Genomic DNA, 18,387 nt, shown 5'->3' with positions numbered 1-18,387 from the left:
GCCGGTCCGCCCGATCGGGCACGGCGTTCCGCCGGTGCCTCAGCGGGCGGGCGGCTCGTCGTCGTCGGATGCCGCGGGGCGCCCGTCGCGCTGACGGCGGCCCGTGGCATCCGTGCCGTCGACGTCGTCGAGCGGGTCGCGCTCGAGCCCGCCGTCGATGAGCTCCTGCTCGAGGCGCTCGGCTTCGAGCTGCTCGCGCACCTCGGCCCGGTAGTTCACGCGGCGGATGCGACGCACCATGTCGAGCACGAGCAGCACGACGACCACCATGATGAGGAACGTGAGCACGAAGCCCCAGACGCCGGGCGTCACGGTGTTCGGGTCGAACTCCTCGTCGGGCTGCTCCGTCGCAGCGCGGGCGAGGGCGGGCAGGGCGGCAGCGATCACGAGCGTGCTCCGACGATGGAACAGGCGGGCACGGCGAGCATCGGACTCACTTTCACCGAGGATCTCGGCTTCGCGGGGCGGGGTTAGGCTTGATCCAAGCCTAGACGATCGAGGTTGGAAGGAGCCGGGCGGTGGCCGAGCAGCAGACCGATGTGCTCGCCGCGCGTTACGGCCGCAACCCGCGCAACCGCACCCGCGATCGGTGGCTCATCATCGGCGCGGCGATCGCGTTCGCGGTGGTCCTCGTCGCATGGGTGGTCTGGGCGGGGCTCGACGGCCAGAAGCCGACCGTGCAGGCCACCGACACGGGCCACCGGCTGCTCAACGACGAGCGCGCCGTCGAGGTCAGCTGGACCCTCTCGGTGCCCCCGGGCAACGCGACGGCGTGCGTCGTGCAGGCGCTCGACGAGGACTTCACCGTCGTCGGCTGGCGGGTCGTCGAGATCCCGGCATCCGACCGCCACCTGCGCACGTTCACCGAGCGCGTGCGGGTCGCCCGGGAGGCGAACACGGGTTTGATTTCGAGCTGCTGGCTCACCTAATATGGGGCATTCGCCCCGGCAGACGTCGGGGCGTCACGTCTATACAGTGTGTATCCGATACACGGGAGAGTGCACCATGGCGCAGGACGCCACCGTCACCTGGCTCACGCAGGAGGCCTTCGACCGACTCGCCGGCGAGCTCGAGCAGCTCTCGACGCACGGCCGCGAGGAGATCGCCAAGCGCATCGAGGCCGCGCGTGAGGAGGGTGACCTCAAGGAGAACGGCGGGTACCACGCCGCGAAGGACGAGCAGGGCAAGCAGGAGGCCCGCATCCGCCAGCTGACGCAGCTGCTCCGCACCGCCCAGGTCGGCGAGGCGCCCCAGTCGTCGGGCGTCGTCGAGCCCGGCACCGTCATCACCGCCGTCATCGCGGGCGACGAGGAGCGGTTCCTCATCGGCAGCCGCGAGATCGCCGGCGACTCCGAGCTCGACGTCTTCAGCGAGTCGTCGCCGCTCGGCGCGGCGATCCTCGGCCTGAAGGTCGGCGACTCGACGAGCTACACGGCTCCCAACGGTCGCGAGATCTCGGTGCAGGTCACCGGCGTCGAGACCTGGGGCGGCCAGTAGGCTCCCCGCACACGGAACGTCCGACGGCCCCTGCGCAGCGCGCGGGGGCCGTCGTCGTCGGCCGGGCGCGATCGGATGCCGCGGCGGGGCGCGGCGGCATCCGTGCGCCGTCGTTCGGCTGTCGCGCCGTGCTCAGTCGACCTCGACGCGCGGCTCGTAGCCGGCCCGGCGCAGCACGTCGACGACCGCGGCTCGGTGCTCGGGACCACGGGTCTCGACCGACAGGCGCAGCTCGACCTCGGTGATCTGCATGCCCGAGCCGTGTCGCGTGTGCAGCACCTCGACGACGTTGGCGTTCGCCTCGGCGAGGAGCGCGGCGACGCGGGCGAGTTGGCCGGGGCGGTCGGGCAGCCCGACGCTGATGGTGAGGTACCGGTCGGATGCCGCGAGCCCGTGCGCGACCACGCGCTGCATGAGCAGCGGGTCGATGTTGCCGCCCGAGAGCACCGCGACCACGGGTCCGTCGGGCTGCACCGCGCCCGTCATCATCGCCGCCACGGCGACCGCGCCCGCCGGCTCGACCACGAGCTTCGCGCGCTCGAGCAGCACGAGCAGGGCGCGGGCGATGTCGTCTTCCGTGACGGTCACGACCTCGTCGATCGTGTCGCGGATGATCGCGAAGTTCAGCTCGCCCGGGCGGTAGACGGCGATGCCGTCGGCGATGGTCGGCACGACCGGCACCTGGCGCGGCTCCCCCGCCGCGAGCGAGGCGATGTAGGGCGCCGCATTCTCGGCCTGCACGCCGACGATGCGCAGTGGACGGCCCTCCTTCGCGGCCTGCTGCTTCGCCGCGCTCGCGATGCCGGCCGCGAGGCCGCCGCCGCCGATGGGCACGACGATGGTCGTGGCGGCGGGCGCCTGCTCGAGGATCTCGAGGCCGAGCGTGCCCTGGCCCGCGATGACGTCGGGGTGGTCGAACGGCGGGATCATGACGGCGCCCGACTCCGCGGCGAACGCCTCGGCGGCCTCGATGGTCTCGCCGATGGAGTCGCCGACGAGCATGACGTCGGCGCCGTAGGCACGGGTCGCGTCGAGCTTCGGCAGCGCGACGCCGACGGGCATGAAGATCGTCGCGCGGATGCCGAGCTCGCGGGCGGCGTACGCGACGCCCTGGGCGTGGTTGCCGGCCGACGCCGCCACGACGCCACGCTCGCGCTCGGCGTCGCTCAGCGCCGCGATGCGATTGGAGGCGCCGCGGAGCTTGTAGGAGCCCGTGCGCTGCAGATTCTCGCACTTGAGGTGCACGGGCACGCCGAGCCGCTCGGCGAGGAACTGCGATGACTCCATGGGCGTGCGCCGGGCGACGCGCGACACGACCTCGCGCGCACGTTCGAACTCGGCGAGACCCGGACCCGGGATGGTCGTGATCACTCGTTCATTCTCCTCGCTGGTAGCCGGGTCGCTGCGGCACGGTGCGCCAGAGCGGCGAACGCGCCTCGGTCGCCGGCGGGCCGGGTTCGCCCTTCCAGGTGCCGGCGGCGATGTAGATGATCATGACGTTGACCACGGCCGCGACGGGCACGGCGAACAGGGCGCCGGGGATGCCGGCGAGCAGCGATCCGGTGGCCACCGCGATGACGACGCCGAGCGGATGCACCTTCACCGCCGTGCCCATGATGAGCGGCTGCAGGATGTGCCCCTCGACCTGCTGCACGAGCAGCACGACGCCGAGCATGATGAGCGCGATGACCCAGCCGTTGTAGATGAGCGCGACGAACACCGCGAGCGCTCCGGTGACCACCGCACCGACGATCGGGATGAACGAGCCGAGGAAGACGAGGATCGCGATCGGCACGGCGAGCGGCACGCCGAGCAGGAAGGCGCCGAGGCCGATGCCGATGGCGTCGATCGTGGCGACGAGGATCTGCACCTTCACGAAGTTCTGCAGCGTCGCCCACCCGGCCTGGCCGGCGCCGTCGACGGCGGCCCGCGCGCGCTTCGGGAAGACGCCGACGATCCAGCGCCAGATGTGGTGGCCGTCGATCAGGATGAAGAGGGTCGCGAACAGCGCGAGCAGCATGCCCGCGAGGAAGTGCCCGAGCGTCGAGCCGAGCGAGAGCGCGCCGCTCACGAGGACGCTGCTGTCCTCCTGGATCGACGCGAAGATCTGACCCGCCCAGTCGTTGAGCTGTTGCTCGGTGATGTGGAACGGGCCCTCGAGGAGCCACGCTCGGAACTCGTCCCACGCGACGATGCTCTGGGCGACGAGCTCGTCGCGGTCGCGGGCGATGAACGAGATGCCGACGGCGAGCAGGCCGCCCACGACGATCAGCGTGGAGAGCATCGCGACGGTGACCGCGAGCCACTTCGGCCAGCGGTGGCGCTGGAGGAACTGGGAGAACGGCACCAGCAGGGCACCGAGCAGGACCGCGACGAGCAGCGGGATGACGATCAGGCGCAGCTGGATGATGAGGAAGATGACGACCGCGAGGACGCCGCCGACGAGCAGCAGCCGCCACGACCAGGCGGCGGCGATGCGCATCCCGAACGGGATCGACTCGGTGGCGTCGCGACGCGGCGTGATCGGCGACGACTCGCGCTCGGCGGCCCGCCGCCGCTTGACGAACCTGCCCCGCCCCTGGTCGCTCGACCCCGTCATCGCTCCAGTCTAGGCGGGCCGCATTCCGGGCAGGGCATGCGCCGGTCGCTGTCGGTGGCCCCCGATAGGGTCGGAGGATCATGGTCGACACCGTCAGTCCCGCCCTCGCGCGGCGCATCGCCCTGGCCGCCCAGGGCTTCGGGCGCCCGGCCGCGGCCGAGCCGGGCCTGCGCCAGGTCGCCGGGCTCGTCGACCGGCTCGGCGTGCTGCAGATCGACTCGGTCAACGTGTTCGAGCGCAGCCACTACCTGCCGGCGTTCAGCCGCCTCGGCGCCTATGACCGCGGCCTGCTCGACCGGCTCACCACGGGCCGACGCGGGCGCATGGTCGAGGCCTGGGCCCACCAGGCCGCCTTCATCCCGCGCGAGCTGTGGCCGCTGTTCGAGTTCCGCCGCGAGGAGTACCGGCAGAAGGGCAGCGAGTGGAACGGATGGCTCGTCGAGAATCGCACGCTCGCCGACTGGCTCCGCGGCGAGCTCGCGGCCAACGGCCCGATGCGGGCGAGCGAGATCGAGCACGACGCCAACGAGCGGCGCGGCCCGTGGTGGGGCTGGTCCGACGTCAAGCGCACGCTCGAGTGGATGTTCCGCGTCGGCGAGGTGGTGTGCGTCGAGCGCGTGCGGTTCGAGCGCGTGTACGCGCTCCCCGAGCAGGCGCTCGCCCCTGAGCTGCTCGAGTCGGCGCCGTCCGAGGTCGACGCCGTGCGCGAGCTCGTGCGCCGCGCGTCGATCGCACTCGGCATCGCGACCGAGGCCGACCTCGCCGACTACTGGCGAATGCTGCGCGCACCCGTGCGCGTCGCCGTGGGCGAGCTCGTGGAGGCCGGCGAACTGCTGCCCGTCGAGGTCCCCGGGTGGACCACGGGCAGCCGCGCCACGCCCGCGTGGGTGCATCGCGACGCCCGCCGGCCGCGCCGGCTCGAGACGGCCGCCGTGCTCTCGCCGTTCGACCCGGTCGTGTGGTTCCGGCCGCGCACCGAGCGGCTCTTCGACTTCCACTACCGCATCGAGATCTACACGCCCGAGCCCGAGCGCAAGTTCGGCTACTACTCGCTGCCGGTGCTCATCGACGACGACGTGGTCGGCCGGGTCGACCTCAAGAGCGACCGCAAGGCCAAGGTGCTGCGCGTGCAGTCCGCCTGGATCGAGCACGGCGCCCCCGACGAGACGGCGGCGCGGCTGCTGCCCGTGCTGTGGCAGGCGGCGGCTTGGCAGGGCCTCGACGAGGTGCAGGTCGTGGGCCGCGGCGACCTCGCGCCGGCGCTCATGGCCGAGCTCGCGGCGGCGTAGCCGGCTCGCCGCCCGCGCCCGCTAGAACGCGCCGCCCATCTGCTCGAGGCGCTTGACGCGCTCGGCGATCGGCGGGTGCGTGGCGAACAGGCGGTCGATGACGCCGGGCTTCAGCGGGTCCGCGATCCACAGGTGGGCCATCGACGAGTTCTGGCGCTGCATCGGCCGGCCGTAGGCCTCGAGCTTCTCGAGGGCGCGCGCCAGGGCATCGGGGTGGCGCGTGGTCATCGCGCCCGTGGCATCCGCCAGGTACTCGCGCTGCCGCGAGACGGCCAGCTGCACGAGGCTCGCGACGAGCGGGGCGATGAGCAGCGCGATGAGCCCGAAGACGAGCAGGATCGGGTTCTGGTTGTTGCCGCGCCCGAAGAACGTCAGGCGCACGAGCATGTCGGAGATGAAGCCGACCGCCACGACGAGGCCGAACACGATCATCGAGAGGCGGATGTCGTAGTTGCGCACGTGCCCGAGCTCGTGCGCCATGACGCCCTCGAGCTCGGCGTCGTCCATGAGCTCGAGCAGCCCGGTGGTCGCCGCGACGACGGCGTGCTCGGGGTCGCGGCCGGTGGCGAACGCGTTGGGCGCCGGGTCGGAGATGACGAACACGCGCGGCATGGGCGTGCCGGTCGTGATGGAGAGGTTCTCGACCGTGCGCCAGAGCCGCGGGTGGTCGGCCTTGCTGCGCAGCTCCACGGCGCCCGACATGGCGAGCGCCTGCCGGTCGGCCGTGAAGTACTGGAACAGCGCGTACGCCGTGGCGATAACCAGCGTGACGATCACGATCGTGAGGTCGTTGTAGACCCACGCGGCCAGCCAGCCCAGCCCGCCGATGATGGCGAGGAAGAACAGGATGATGAAGACGGTGTTGCGCTTGTTCTTGGCGATCGCCCGGTACAACGACGGCCCTTAGAACTGCACGCGCGGGGGCTCGGCGATGGCCGCCGGCTCCGTGACCTCGAAGAACTCGCGCTCGTGGAAGCCGAGGCCGCGCACGAAGAGCGTGTTCGGGAAGACCTTGATCTTGGTGTTGAGCTCGCGCACGCCGCCGTTGTAGAAGCGCCGCGAGGCCTGGATCTTGTCTTCCGTGTCGACCAGCTCGGCCTGCAGCTGCAGGAAGTTCTGGCTCGCCTGCAGCTGCGGGTAGGCCTCGGCGACCGCGAAGATCGACTTCAGCGCCTGCTGCATGTGGTTCTCGGCGGCACCCGCCTCGGCCGGCCCCTGCGCCTGCAGCGTCTCGGCGCGCGCCCTGGTGACGTTCTCGAACACCGCCTTCTCGTGCGCCGCGTAGCCCTTGACCGCCTCGATGAGGTTGGGGATCAGGTCGGCTCGCCGCTTGAGCTGCACCGTGATGTCGCTCCACGCCTCGTCGACGCGCACGTTCAGCGTCACGAGGGAGTTGTATGTGGCCCACAGGTAGATGCCGATGATGAGGAGGAGTACGACGACGATGATGACGGGAATGAGCCATTCCATGGCACGGACTCCTAGCGCTGCGGCGACTTTCGGGGTGTGGAAATCATCCTACCGATCGGTCAGGCGGCGGCAGTGAGCTTCCCATGAGACTCGAAGGGAAGCGGCGGCCGGCTCCGGGCGTAGGCTCAGCCTGTGGAGCAGCGTGAAGCGCCACGCCGACGCGGGCGGCCGCGCGGCGCCAACCCCGACGACACGAAGGCGCGCATCCTCGCGGCCGCGGCGGCCGAGTTCGGCGAGCGCGGCTACGAGGCGGCGTCGATCCGCTCCATCGCCCGCCGCGCGCACGTCGACCCGCGGCTCGTGCACCACTACTTCGACGACAAGTCGGCGCTCGTGGCCGAGGTCGTCGCGGTGCCGCTGCGTCCCGATCGCATCGTGCAGAGCGCGCTCGACGGACCCATCGACGAGCTCGGGGCACGCCTCCTGCGCGCGGTGCTCGCGGCCTGGGGCAACCCGAGCGTGCGTCCGGCGGCGACCGCCGCGATGCGCTCGGTCATCGGCCAGGGCCCGGTCGCGCGGATGCTGCGCGAGTTCCTCCGCCGCGAGATCATGCTGCGGCTGGCCGCCCGGCTCGGCGACGCCGCGGATGCCGAGCTGCGCGCGGAGCTCGCCGCGTCGCAGGTCGTCGGCATCATCATGGTGCGCCACATCCTGGCCTTCGAGCCCGTCGCCTCGATGAGCGACGAGGAGATCGTCGCGCGGGTCGCGCCGGCCATCCAGTTCCACCTGACGGGCGACCATCGCATGCTTGACAGCGCCCCGACACCGGCGAAGAATTCGGCACATGATGAATAATGCGGATGCCGCGATCGGCGGGGCCGCGATCGTCGTGCACGACCTGCACGTCAAGCGGGCGAAGACGCCCGTACTCCAGGGCCTCTCGCTCGCCGTGCCGCGCGGGCTCATCGTGGGCCTCCTCGGGCCGAGCGGCAGCGGCAAGACCACGCTGATGCGCTCGATCGTGGGCGTCCAGGTCGTGCAGTCGGGCACCATCGAGGTGCTCGGCCTCGCCGCCGGGTCACGGGGGCTCCGGCGGCGGGTCGCGTACTACACGCAGCAGGCGAGCGTGTACGACGACCTCACGGTGCGCCAGAACCTCTCGTACTTCCGCAAGGTCCTCGGCGCCCCGGCATCCGACATCGACCGCGTCATCGAGCGCACCGACCTCGGCTCGGTCGCCGGCCGGCTGGCCGGCTCGCTCTCGGGCGGGCAGCGCGGCCGGGTCTCGCTGGCCGCCGCCCTGCTCGGCGATCCCGAGGTGCTCGTGCTCGACGAGCCGACGGTGGGGCTCGACCCGGTGCTGCGCGTCGAGCTGTGGCAGCTCTTCCACGAGCTCGCCACCGAGGGCGCGACCCTCCTGGTCTCGAGCCACGTCATGGACGAGGCCAAGCGCTGCGACCGGCTCCTGCTCATGCGCGACGGCGAACTGCTCGCCGACGACACCGTGCAGGGCGTGCTCGCGTTCACCGGCACCGACGACGTCGAGGAGGCGTTCCTGCGCCTCATCGGTCGCGGCGAGCCCGACCTGCAGCCGCACAACGGGGCACCCGCGGATGCGCCCGTCCATGTCGCGAAGCATGCGAAGGCGGACTCCGACGCCGACTCCGGAAGCGAGGCGACGCGATGACCCTCGTCCGCACCTTCTCGACCGCGGGTCGCGTGCTCGGCCAGATCCGCCACGACCCGCGCACCGTCGGCCTGCTACTCGTGGTTCCGAGCCTGCTGATCGGGCTCGTCGCGTGGATCTTCACCGACACCGACGTGTTCCAGACCATCGGTCCTGCGATGATCGCCCTGTTCCCGTTCATCGTCATGTTCCTGGTCACGAGCATCTCGACCCTTCGCGAGCGGCGCAGCGGCACGCTCGAGCGGCTCTTCTCGATGCCGCTCGGCAAGGGCGACTTCATCCTCGGCTACGCGCTCGCGTTCGGGTTCCTCGCGGTCTTCCAGACGGCGATCGCGGTGTCGTTCGCGGTGTTCGTGTGCGGCCTCGAGATCGAGGGCTCGATCTGGCTGCTGTTCGCCGTGACCGTCGCCGACGCGCTGCTCGGCACCGCGTTCGGCCTGCTCGCGAGCGCGTTCGCCCGCACCGAGTTCCAGGTCGTGCAGTTCATGCCGCTGCTCGTGTTCCCGCAGATCCTGCTCGGCGGCATCTTCATCCCGCGCGACCAGTTGCCCGAGGTGCTCGAGGCGATCAGCGACTGGCTGCCGTTGAGCTACGCGATCGACGCGCTGACGGCCGTGGCCGACGGCTCGGAGGACGCCGAGTGGATCTGGGCGCGCATCCTCGCGATCGCCGCCTGGATCGTGGGGTCGATCGTGGTGGGCTCGATCACGCTGCGTCGGCGGACGCCGTAGCATCGGCGCCGGGCCCGGCCGCGGCATCCGCTCGGCCCGTTCCCAGCACGCGGTCGAGGTACGGGTTCGCGAAGCGGCGCTCGGGGTCGAGCTCGTCGCGCACGCGCAGGAAGTCGTCGAACCGCGGGTACACCTCGCGAAGGGTCTCGGCCGACTGCGTGTGCATCTTGCCCCAGTGCGGCCGCCCGCCGAAGCCGCGCATGAGCTGCTCGACCGCGGCGAAGTACTCGGTGGGGTCCTCGCGGTAGTACCGGTGCACGGCGATGTAGCCCGTCTCGCGGCCGTACGCCGTCGAGAGCCAGTTCTCGTCGGATGCCGCGGCGCGCACCTCGATCGGGAAGCTGACGCGCCATCCGTTGCGCTCGACGAGGTCGCGCACCCCGCGTACCGCCTCGGGGATCGCCTCCAGCGGGATCGCGTACTCCATCTCGCGGAATCGCACCGTGCGGTTCGTGGTGAAGACCTTCGGCGCGAAGTCGGTGAAGTCGCGGTCGCCGGTGAACGTGTCGACGAGGCGGGCCAGCTTCGGAGTCACGCTCGGCTGCAGGTGCCCGTGCAGGCACATCGCCCGGTAGGCGCCGTTGGCGAGGAGCTCGTCGTCGATCCACCGCGACACGCGGCCGAGCGGCTTTCGCGGCGCGTCGCCGGGCAGGCGCGTGTTGGTCTTCGTGAGCGCCGTATCGGTGTGCGGGAACCAGTAGAACTCGAAGTGGTCGTTGCCGCGCACGCGGTCGAGCCACTCGTCGAGCACGAGGCCGAACGGCTCCTGCCGCTCGACGGCGTGCAGCACGAACCTCGGCACGAGCTGCAGCGTCACCTCGACGAGCACGCCCAGCGCGCCGAGGCCGACGCGCACGGCCGGCAGCAGCTCGGGCCGTTCGGTCTCGCTGACGCTGATGAGCTCGCCCGTGCCGGTCACGAGCTTCGCGGCCACGATCTGCGTCGCGAGTCCGCCGAACCCGAGGCCCGTGCCGTGCGTGCCGGTCGAGGTCGCGCCCGAGATGGTCTGCCGGTCGACGTCGCCCATGTTCTGCAGGGCGAGGCCGTAGGGTGCGAGCAGCTCGGGCAGCTGGTGCAGTCGGGTGCCGGCGGCGAGCGTCACCCGGCCGGTCGCGACATCCGCGTCGACGACGCCCGAGAGGTCGGTGAGGTCGAGCTGCACGTCGGGGGCGACGGCGATGCCGGTGAAGCTGTGGCCGGACCCGACGGGCTTGACGCGCAGGCCGGATGCCGCGGCGGCGGTCACCGCCCGCTGCACGGCGCCGGCCGTGGCCGGCCGTTCGACCCGCAGCGGCCGCACCGACTCGGTGCGCGCCCAGTTGCGCCACGTCGCTCCGCTCGCCGTCACAGGAACGCCTTCCCCTCGCCTCGATAGGTGGGCACGGTGTCGACCACCTCGTCGCCGTCGACGACGGCGAACTCGTTCAGGTGCTCCGACAGCTCGCCCGACTTCGTGTGCCGGAACCAGACCCGGTCGCCCGCGCGGAGCGTGCGCGCCGCAGCCCCCGTGACGGGCGTCTGCACCTCGCCCGCCGACTCGCGTGCGAGCAGGGCGAGTCCCTCGGGCCACACGATCCTCGGCACGCGATCGACTGCGGGCGGGCCCGACGCGATCCAGCCGCCGCCGAGGATGGTGGCGTGCTCGGGGCTGGGCGACCGCACCACGTCGAGTGCGAACGCCGCGGCCGGTGCGGGCGTGAAGTGCGCGTACCCGTCGAACAGGTGGCCGCCGAACAGGCCGGAGCCGGCGGCGATCTCGGTGACGGAGGGGTCGGCCGCGGTGCCCTCGAGCGAGCCGGTGCCGCCGCCGTTCACGAACTCGAGGTCGGCGTGCTCGCGCACGGCCGCCACCGCGCGGGCGCGGCGCTCGACGAGCTCGGGCATCGAACGGGACTGCATCCAGCGGTTGATCGCGCCGTCGACCGGCCTGCCCTTCGGCCGATTGGTGACGCCCGCGATCTGCGCCTCGTACGACATGACGCCGACGAGGCGGAAGCCGGGCCGCTCGGCGATGTACGCGGCGAGCGCGCCCGCGTCGGACGGGTCGTGCACGGGCGACCGGCGCACGCCGAGGTGGCCGAGCACGGGCGCGTTCCACGAGGCGTCGAGCTCGAGGCACACGCGCAGCTCCTCGCGGCGGCCGGGCGGCAGCACGGCGTCGACGAGGTCGAGCTGCTGCGGCGAGTCGACCATGAGCGTGATGCGGCCCGCGAGGTCGGCGTCGGTCGCGAGATGTCGGATGCCGCCCCGCTCCGCCGTGGGGTAGCCCACGACGAGATCGTCGACGGTATCGGCGAGCCAGATCGCCTCGGCGAGCGTGTAGGCGAGCACCCCGTGGTAGCCGGGCTGGGCGAGGAGGGATTCGATCACGCTCCGAACCCGCACCGACTTCGACGCGATGCGGATGGGCGTGCCCGCGGCACGGCGCGTCATGTCCTGCGCGTTGTGCCGGAGGGCGCCGAGGTGGATCGCGCCGACGGGGGCGTCGAGGTGCCGGGTGGCCGCGGTGAGGGCGGGCCAGTACCGGGCGGGATCGGCCCAGGGCGCGGCATCCGTCGTCTCGTGGTCGAGGTGCAGGTCGAGCGAGGTCGTCATCGCACGCTCCTGACCCGCGCCACGGCGAGCGCGCCGCCGAACGCGAACACCGCCGAGAGCACGAAGACGAGCACGAACGAGCCCGTCATCACGACGGCCGCGGCGCCGATGAGCGGTGCGATCGCCTGCGGCACCGCCGAGGCGATGTTCATGATGCCGAGGTCCTTGCCGCGGGTCGCGGCATCCGGCAGCACCTGCGTGGCGAGCGCCTGGTCGACCGAGAGGAAGCAGCCGTAGCCGAGCCCGAGCAGCCCGGCGGCGACCATGGCCACCGACAGGTCGGGCACGATGGCGAGCAGGAGCGCGGCCACGCCCTGCAGGCCCGAGGCGAGGAAGACGAAGGCCTTGCGCCGCCCGAGCCGGTCGGAGAGCTTGCCGAGGCCGAGCGAGGCGAGGATCACGAACACCATGTAGATGAGCGTGAGGAGGATGAGGTCCGCTTCGGCATGCTCGTCGTCGAGCTGGAACATGAGGAAGTAGAGCAGCAGGCTCGTGCCGAGCGCGTTGCCGATCGAGACCATGACCCGGCTCAGCAGGGTCCAGCCGAAGTCGGGGTGCTTGCGGGGGCTGATCCAGAAGCCCGAGATGATGTGCTTCGCCGTGACGCGGGTGCGCTCGGTCGCCGTCAGCGGCTCGTCGTGGCGGAACAGGAACGGCACGGCGAGCACGACGAGGATCGCCGCGAGCAGCGCGTAGCCCGTGACCCGGTCGGTGACGAGCTCGGTCACGAGCAGCAGGCCGACGATGATGCCGACGGCCTGCGGCGCCGACATCCAGCCCGACACGAACCCGCGCTGGTTCACGGGCACCTGGTCGGAGATCGTCGCCGTGAGCGCGGCGGTCATGATGCAGAAGCCGACGGATGCCGCGACCCACGCGGCGCCGATCGCCCACATCTCGGACTGGAACCCGAGCAGCACGAGCGAGACCGCGAAGACGAGCGCGCCGATGAGGATCCACGGCCGGCGCCGGCCGAAGCGCGAGGTGGTGCGGTCGGAGAGGGCGCCGGTGAGCGGGTACGCGATGATCGTCGCCAGCGCGGCGACGCCCGAGATCGCGCCGAACGCGACGACGCTGTCGACCCAGTCCTCGGGATGCAGGCGCTCGTCGACCTGCGCGGGGAGCAGCAGCTGCACGGGCGTGAGCTGCGCCATCCAGATGCCGAACCAGGCCGTCGCGAACGCGGCGATCCAGCCGGCGCCGACCCGTCGGGTGGGCTCGCCGAGGGCGGCGGGGGCGGCGGGCACGGTGCCGGATGCCGCGTCGAGATGGGTCATCGGGGGTCGGCCATCCTCGAGAGGGCGTCGGCGGCCGCTGCGGCGACCGCCCGGGCGGCGTCGTCGTCGCGCTCGACGAGCCAGGTGAGCGTGAGCCCGTCGGTGAACGCCACGAGCACGCGGGCCGCCTGGGACACGGGCACGCGCCACGCGGCATCCGCCACGTTCGCGGCGAGCTCGAGCGAGCGCTCGGCGAGTTCGACGTAGCGCGCGTACTGCGCGAGGGCGAGCGGATGCCGCTCGGGGGACCGCAGCGCGTACTGGGTGAGCTCGAGCATCGCCTGCTCGTGCTCGGGGTCGGCCTTCAGGTGCTCGAAGTAGCGGAGGATGCCCGCCTCGAGGATGTCGCGCAGGCCCTGGCCGGGCACCACCTCGGGCATCACGGCCGCCTGCTCGCGGGCGACGACCGTGGCGATCAGCTCGTCGATGAGCTCGTCGCGCGAGTCGAACGCGTAGTGGAAGCTCGCGAGCGACATGTCGGCCTCGGCGACGATCGCGCGCGTCGTGGCCTGCGAGATGCCGTGCCGGGAGACGACGCGCAGGGCCGCCTCGATGAGCGCCGCGCGGCGCTCGGGTGCGGGGATGCGGGCCACGCGGCTCCTCTCGACTCCATCGCCGACCGAAGTGGGACGATCGTCCCAGTCGCACCAGTATGCACGAAACGGACGCGTGGTGCACGCCGGCACGGCTACGCTCGGGGCATGCGCCTCGGTGTCCTCGACGTCGGATCCAACACCGTGCACCTGCTGGTCGTCGACGCCCATCCCGGTGCCCGCCCCATCCCCACGGCCTCGCACAAGGCGGTCCTGCGCCTCATGCGGTACCTCGAGCCCGACGGCGCGATCAGCGACGAGGGCGTCGCCGCCATCCTCGACGCGGTCGGCGGTGCAGCGGATGCCGCGCGCGAGGCCGGCATCGAGGAGCTGCTGCCGTTCGCGACCTCGGCCATCCGCGAGGCGGCGAACGGCGAGGAGGTGCTCGCCCGCGTCGCGCGCGAGACCGGCGTCGAGCTGCAGGTGCTGTCGGGCGACGACGAGGCGCGGCTCACGTTCCTCGCGGTGCGCCGCTGGTACGGCTGGTCGGCCGAGCGCATCCTGCTCTTCGACATCGGCGGCGGCTCGCTCGAGATCGCGAACGGCGCCGACGAGGTGCCCGACGTCGCCGAGTCGCTTCCCCTCGGCGCCGGGCGATCGACCGTCGCGTTCCTGCCCGACGACCCGCCGAGCCCCGAGCAGGTGCAGGCGCTGCGCGAGCACGCGGCGAGCGTGCTGCAGTCCGCCCTGCCCGACTTCGCTCACCTCCCCTCGCCCGATCACGTCGTCGGCTCGTCGAAGACCATCCGGTCGCTCGCGCGGCTCGCCGGATGGACGGAGGAGGGCGTCGGCTCGGAGGAGCGGAGCATCCTGCGCCGGAAGGGCCTCGACGACTGGATCCCGCGCCTCGCGCGGATCCCCGCCGACGCTCGGCCGGCGCTGCCCGGCATCACGGCCGACCGCACGTTCCAGATCGTCGCGGGCGCGGTCGTGCTCTCCGAGGCGATGAAGGCGTTCGACGTGCCCGAGCTCGACGTGTCGCCGTGGGCGCTGCGCGAGGGGCTCATCCTGCGCCGGCTCGACCGGATGAACTGAGTCCCGCGCGTCGAGAGCGGGTTCGCGCCGGCCGGGCGCTACGCGTCGAGCCGGGGTGGCCGCGCGAGCACCGGCGGGTGGTCGCCGTGGCGGTGCACGATGCGCCACTCGTCGCCCAGGCGACGGTAGACGTGGGTCACGCGGATCGTGATCTCGTCCGGGTCTCCGCCGTCGACGCGCACGACCCCGCGCTCGAACCCGACGGTGTGCGCCGTGTCGGCCCCGACGTGCACCAGGTCGTACTCGGGCACCAGCGCGCCGTCGCTGAACCGGCTCGCGACCCAGTCGAGCGTCGCCATGACGTCGTCGTAGCCGCGCTCGATCGTGCCGAAGGCGCCGAACAGCGTGACGTCGTCGATGGTCGCCCAGCACGCGCGGTACGGCGCGGCGTCGCCGCGACCCATGGCCCGAAGACCCTCCGCCGTGCGCTCGAGCGCGTCCTCGAAGCCGCTCTCCCCCACGTCGCCTCCCCCCGCCGCCGCGTGACGCCACCCGGGTGCCACCTGGTCCGAACCGATTATCGGGCGCTCGCCCCGTAGCGCCGCCAGCACCGTATCGTGTCGCCCGAACGGGTGCGTGTCCGCGGCTCTCGCACGGCGGTAGCCTGAGCCGACACGCTGGACCCGCTCGCGCAGAGGAGCGCCGATGGACCACGAGCTCGACCGCCGGCGGGTCCGCCGCGGCATCCGGAACCTCGTCGGCACGACGGCGATCGCGGCGCTCGTCGCCCTCGGCACGTCCTCCTGCATCGCGTCGCCGCAGCCCGATGCCGCGAGCACGTCGCCGACCGCCCCGGAAGCGGCGTCCGCTGCTCCGGCCGACCCCGAGCAGGCCGCGGAGCTCGCCGAGCTCGTGCAGGACGCGATGGACGACATGCACCTGAAGGCCGTGATCGTGAAGGTGCAGGTCGGCGACGAGCTCGTCATCGAGCAGGCGTTCGGCGAGTCCATGACGGGCGTGCCCGCGACGACCGACATGCACTTCCGCAACGGCGCGGTCGCGTTCGCCTACGTGAGCAACCTGCTCCTCCAATACGTCGACGACGGCACCGTGGCCCTCGACGACACCGTCGACGAGTGGATGCCCGACCTCCCCGAGTCCGACGTCGTCACGCTGCGGATGCTCACGAACCAGACCACGGGCTACCCCGACTTCGAGACCGACGAGGGATGGACCGCCGCCTACAACGCGGATCCCTTCCACCTCTTCACGTTCGACGAGCGGCTCGACGCCGCGTTCTCGCGCCCGATGCAGTTCGAGCCCGGCACGAACTGGAGCTACTCGCACACGAACTTCATGATCCTCGGCGAGATCCTGTCGCAGATCGGCGGGGCGCCGCTCGACGAGCTCATCCAGGAGCGTGTGCTCGACCCGATGGGGCTCGAGCAGACCGCCGCATACGACTCGTCGTTCATCCCCGAGCCCGTGCTGCACTCGTTCAGCTCCGAGCGCCGCGTCGCCCTGCAGGTGCCGCCCGGGCAGGCGTTCTACGAGGAGTCGTCGTTCTGGAATCCGGTCTGGGGCACGCCGATGGGCGCCGCCCAGACCACCACGGTCGACGACCTCGTGACGACCGCGATCGCGATCGGCACCGGCGAACTGCTGTCGGAGGAGAGCTTCCACGAGATGACGGACTCGAAGCTCATCGGATTCGGCGAGCACCTCCCGTCGTGCGGCGGCTCGTGCTTCACCCAGGTCGACGCCTACAACTACGGGCTCGGGGTGGTGCGATCGGGCGATTGGATCCTGCAGAATCCGCTGCTCAGCGGATACAGCGCCGTCGAGGCGTACCTGCCCTCCGACCGTGTCGCGATCGGGGTCGCGGCCACGTTCGCACCCGAGGCGTTCGACGACGACGGGATCTACGACAACGCCGCCGACAGCCTGTTCCGGCTGATCGGCGCGTACGTCGCCCCCGACAGCCCGCCGCCGACCAAGGGCTGAGGCGTACGGATGCCGCGCACCGCCGCCGCACCGGCCGCGAGCGGCCGGCCGCCGACCGACGCCGAGCCTCGGTCGGGTAGCGTCGCTGCATGAGCAGCCCCTCGAACGCGACCGACCGATTCGGCGAGCGGATCGCCGACGCCGCCCGGGCCCTCGGCGTCTCCGTCGGCGCGGCCGAGTCGCTCACGAGCGGTGCCGTCGCGGTCGCGCTCGGGAAGGCGCCCGACGCCAGCGAGTGGTTCGTCGGCTCGGTCGTCGCGTACGACGCATCCGTCAAGTCCGACGTGCTCGGCGTCGATGCCGGGCCGGTCATCACCGCCCGCGCCGCGGAGCAGATGGCACGTGGCGCGCTGCGGGTGCTCGGAGCGGACTACGCCGTGGCGGTCACGGGCGCGGGCGGACCGGGACCCGAGGAGGGCCGGCCCGCCGGGACCGTGTTCGTCGCCGTCGCGACGGACGACGACGTCGGGGTCGGCGAGCATCGGTTCGACGGCGATCCGGCCCAGGTCGTCGCCGCCACCGTGCACGAGGCGCTCGCGGCACTGCTGCGCCGGCTCGAGCGCATCTGACGCACGGGTCGTCGCGAGCACCCGGTCGTCGGATGACGGCGGACGGAAGGCGGATGATGGCCGATCCGGTCGGCGACATCATCGGCGACGACCGCGCGTTCACCGCACGGCAGCGCGATCGCCTGCTCGCCCGCTGGATCCCGCAGCGGATCGTCACGGCGACCGGCCCGAATCCGCGGCCGCGCTGAGCGCTCGCTGCGCGACGGGCGGCACGACCCACGCCGCGAGGAGGGCCAGCGCGACGCCCAGGAGGGTCAGCGCGACCCGCTCGAGGAACCAGTGCGCGGCGGATTCGGACTCGTCGAGGAGCAGCATCGAGAGCACGAGCACCGTCGAGAAGAAGGGGAACACGTACCACCGGCTCCCCGACGTGCCCGATCCGGCGGCGAGCGTCAGGAGCACGAGCACGGCGATCGCGGAGTGCGACGGCGACAGCGCGGCGATGGTGCACGCGACCACGGAGCCGAGCACGACGGATGCCGCGCGCCCCCAGCCGCGCGCATCGAGCAGGCGTGTGTCCGGGCGGCTCACGAGGAGCGCGGCCGTGCAGGCCCAGCCGGGGTGGTCGACGCCGAAGGCGTATCCGAGCGCGGCGCCGGCGGCGCCCGCCAGCCCGATCTGCACCCCGTAGGCGAGCATCGTCGTCCGCGATGCGGGGACCCGCGCGGGACGGCGCGCGCGCTCCCCCTCCGGCCAGGCCAGCGAGACGAGCCAGCCGTACACGGATCCGCCCACCATGAGGAGCCCGGCTGCGAGTCCGGCCGCCCACGAGGACTCGGACAGCCCGGCGCCGTACAGCGGCAGCCCGAGCATCAGCATCAACGGCGCGAGCCGCCGCGACGGATCGGCGGTCATCACGGCCACGACGACGCACAGCACGAACACCAGCGCGACGGCGAGCACTGCACGCGCTGCGACCAGCGACCCGAGGAAGATGGACGCGCCCGCGACCACACCGACGAGGATGACGAGGGCGCGCTCCCGTCGCGTGCTGCGCAGGCCCAGGGCCGCCGCGGGCAGCACGCCGACCGCCAGCGGCAATCCGAGCGACGGATCGAACACGGACGCCGCGACCGCGGGGAGGGCGAGCATGACGCCGTGGGCGACGTTCCGCCACGACCACGCGATCGCACGCCGGGACTCCATGCGACCAACCCTGCC

21 protein-coding genes are annotated in these 18,387 nt (G+C 72.2%); 10 read left to right on the top strand and 11 right to left on the bottom strand.

Going from position 1 to position 18,387, the window contains the following annotated elements:
• Nucleotides 1-39: 39 nt before the first annotated feature.
• The gene (locus FYC51_RS13885) at nucleotides 40-387 is read right to left on the bottom strand and encodes a hypothetical protein (protein ID WP_148734408.1); all 348 of its coding nucleotides are present in this window, start codon (nucleotides 385-387) and stop codon (nucleotides 40-42) included.
• Between the two features lie 131 nt (nucleotides 388-518).
• Between FYC51_RS13885 and FYC51_RS13880 the strand changes: the two genes are divergently transcribed.
• A complete protein-coding gene (locus tag FYC51_RS13880) occupies nucleotides 519-929 on the top strand; it encodes a DUF4307 domain-containing protein (RefSeq protein WP_187432671.1) in 411 nt (136 codons plus the stop codon).
• 76 nt (nucleotides 930-1,005) lie between these two features.
• Nucleotides 1,006-1,497: a transcription elongation factor GreA gene (greA, locus tag FYC51_RS13875; RefSeq protein ID WP_148734406.1), complete on the top strand. Its 492-nt coding sequence runs from the start codon at nucleotides 1,006-1,008 to the stop codon at nucleotides 1,495-1,497.
• A gap of 132 nt (nucleotides 1,498-1,629) precedes the next feature.
• Here greA and ilvA read toward each other — a convergent pair whose 3' ends face one another.
• Together ilvA and FYC51_RS13865 are read right to left on the bottom strand one after the other, a co-directional pair.
• The gene (gene ilvA, locus FYC51_RS13870; RefSeq protein ID WP_222863284.1) at nucleotides 1,630-2,868 is read right to left on the bottom strand and encodes a threonine ammonia-lyase; all 1,239 of its coding nucleotides are present in this window, start codon (nucleotides 2,866-2,868) and stop codon (nucleotides 1,630-1,632) included.
• Between the two features lie 4 nt (nucleotides 2,869-2,872).
• Entirely contained in the window at nucleotides 2,873-4,096 is a 1,224-nt protein-coding gene (locus tag FYC51_RS13865) for an AI-2E family transporter (protein WP_148734405.1), read from the bottom strand.
• An 80-nt stretch (nucleotides 4,097-4,176) separates the two neighbouring features.
• Here FYC51_RS13865 and FYC51_RS13860 point away from each other — a divergent pair, with 80 nt between their 5' ends.
• Entirely contained in the window at nucleotides 4,177-5,385 is a 1,209-nt protein-coding gene (locus tag FYC51_RS13860; protein ID WP_148734404.1) for a winged helix-turn-helix domain-containing protein, read from the top strand.
• A 21-nt stretch (nucleotides 5,386-5,406) separates the two neighbouring features.
• Here FYC51_RS13860 and FYC51_RS13855 read toward each other — a convergent pair whose 3' ends face one another.
• Entirely contained in the window at nucleotides 5,407-6,279 is an 873-nt protein-coding gene (locus FYC51_RS13855) for a M48 family metalloprotease (protein WP_148734403.1), read from the bottom strand.
• A 9-nt stretch (nucleotides 6,280-6,288) separates the two neighbouring features.
• Entirely contained in the window at nucleotides 6,289-6,855 is a 567-nt protein-coding gene (locus tag FYC51_RS13850) for a LemA family protein (protein WP_148734402.1), read from the bottom strand.
• 132 nt (nucleotides 6,856-6,987) lie between these two features.
• On the opposite strand from FYC51_RS13850, the gene FYC51_RS13845 reads away from it, so the two are divergent.
• From FYC51_RS13845 to FYC51_RS13835, 3 genes are read left to right on the top strand one after another with little or no spacing between them, the layout of a single operon-like run.
• The gene (locus FYC51_RS13845; RefSeq protein ID WP_148734401.1) at nucleotides 6,988-7,650 is read left to right on the top strand and encodes a TetR/AcrR family transcriptional regulator; all 663 of its coding nucleotides are present in this window, start codon (nucleotides 6,988-6,990) and stop codon (nucleotides 7,648-7,650) included.
• Entirely contained in the window at nucleotides 7,640-8,482 is an 843-nt protein-coding gene (locus FYC51_RS13840; protein ID WP_222863283.1) for an ABC transporter ATP-binding protein, read from the top strand. The genes FYC51_RS13845 and FYC51_RS13840 overlap by 11 nt, the downstream gene beginning before the upstream one ends.
• Nucleotides 8,479-9,213 carry an ABC transporter permease gene (locus FYC51_RS13835; protein ID WP_148734400.1) on the top strand — a complete coding sequence of 245 codons (735 nt, stop codon included), beginning with the start codon at nucleotides 8,479-8,481 and terminating at the stop codon, nucleotides 9,211-9,213. Before FYC51_RS13840 ends, FYC51_RS13835 begins: the two co-directional genes overlap by 4 nt.
• On the opposite strand, the gene FYC51_RS13830 is transcribed toward FYC51_RS13835, so the two are convergent.
• Genes FYC51_RS13830 through FYC51_RS13815 form a run of 4 tightly spaced genes read right to left on the bottom strand, consistent with a single transcriptional unit; the run spans nucleotide 9,188 to nucleotide 13,678 of the window.
• Complete coding sequence (locus tag FYC51_RS13830; protein ID WP_148734399.1) at nucleotides 9,188-10,561, bottom strand: D-arabinono-1,4-lactone oxidase; 1,374 nt, start codon at nucleotides 10,559-10,561, stop codon at nucleotides 9,188-9,190. The two genes, FYC51_RS13835 and FYC51_RS13830, sit on opposite strands and share 26 nt — an antisense overlap.
• A complete protein-coding gene (locus FYC51_RS13825; RefSeq protein ID WP_148734398.1) occupies nucleotides 10,558-11,808 on the bottom strand; it encodes an alanine racemase in 1,251 nt (416 codons plus the stop codon). The genes FYC51_RS13830 and FYC51_RS13825 overlap by 4 nt, the downstream gene beginning before the upstream one ends.
• A complete protein-coding gene (locus FYC51_RS13820) occupies nucleotides 11,805-13,085 on the bottom strand; it encodes an MFS transporter (protein WP_148734397.1) in 1,281 nt (426 codons plus the stop codon). Before FYC51_RS13820 ends, FYC51_RS13825 begins: the two co-directional genes overlap by 4 nt.
• Nucleotides 13,082-13,678 (bottom strand): TetR/AcrR family transcriptional regulator, encoded by a 597-nt coding sequence (locus tag FYC51_RS13815; protein WP_187432670.1) that lies wholly within the window; start codon nucleotides 13,676-13,678, stop codon nucleotides 13,082-13,084. The genes FYC51_RS13820 and FYC51_RS13815 overlap by 4 nt, the downstream gene beginning before the upstream one ends.
• Nucleotides 13,679-13,786: 108 nt before the next feature.
• Here FYC51_RS13815 and FYC51_RS13810 point away from each other — a divergent pair, with 108 nt between their 5' ends.
• Complete coding sequence (locus FYC51_RS13810; protein WP_148734395.1) at nucleotides 13,787-14,713, top strand: Ppx/GppA phosphatase family protein; 927 nt, start codon at nucleotides 13,787-13,789, stop codon at nucleotides 14,711-14,713.
• Between the two features lie 38 nt (nucleotides 14,714-14,751).
• Here FYC51_RS13810 and FYC51_RS19315 read toward each other — a convergent pair whose 3' ends face one another.
• Entirely contained in the window at nucleotides 14,752-15,174 is a 423-nt protein-coding gene (locus FYC51_RS19315) for a YybH family protein (RefSeq protein WP_187432669.1), read from the bottom strand.
• Between the two features lie 184 nt (nucleotides 15,175-15,358).
• On the opposite strand from FYC51_RS19315, the gene FYC51_RS13800 reads away from it, so the two are divergent.
• The 3 genes from FYC51_RS13800 (at nucleotide 15,359) to FYC51_RS19760 (ending at nucleotide 17,414) form a co-directional block, all read left to right on the top strand.
• The gene (locus FYC51_RS13800; RefSeq protein WP_148734393.1) at nucleotides 15,359-16,657 is read left to right on the top strand and encodes a serine hydrolase domain-containing protein; all 1,299 of its coding nucleotides are present in this window, start codon (nucleotides 15,359-15,361) and stop codon (nucleotides 16,655-16,657) included.
• 89 nt (nucleotides 16,658-16,746) lie between these two features.
• Nucleotides 16,747-17,226 carry a CinA family protein gene (locus FYC51_RS13795; protein WP_148734392.1) on the top strand — a complete coding sequence of 160 codons (480 nt, stop codon included), beginning with the start codon at nucleotides 16,747-16,749 and terminating at the stop codon, nucleotides 17,224-17,226.
• 56 nt (nucleotides 17,227-17,282) lie between these two features.
• Entirely contained in the window at nucleotides 17,283-17,414 is a 132-nt protein-coding gene (locus tag FYC51_RS19760; RefSeq protein ID WP_274379500.1) for a hypothetical protein, read from the top strand.
• Here the strand turns inward: FYC51_RS19760 and FYC51_RS13790 are convergent.
• Nucleotides 17,380-18,372 carry an FUSC family protein gene (locus FYC51_RS13790; RefSeq protein ID WP_148734391.1) on the bottom strand — a complete coding sequence of 331 codons (993 nt, stop codon included), beginning with the start codon at nucleotides 18,370-18,372 and terminating at the stop codon, nucleotides 17,380-17,382. The genes FYC51_RS19760 and FYC51_RS13790 overlap by 35 nt on opposite strands.
• Between the last annotated feature and the right edge of the window lie 15 nt (nucleotides 18,373-18,387).

This window comes from Agromyces mariniharenae (assembly GCF_008122505.1).
In the GTDB taxonomy this organism is placed as follows: domain Bacteria; phylum Actinomycetota; class Actinomycetes; order Actinomycetales; family Microbacteriaceae; genus Agromyces; species Agromyces mariniharenae.
This window is presented reverse-complemented; position numbering and strand designations above follow the sequence as displayed.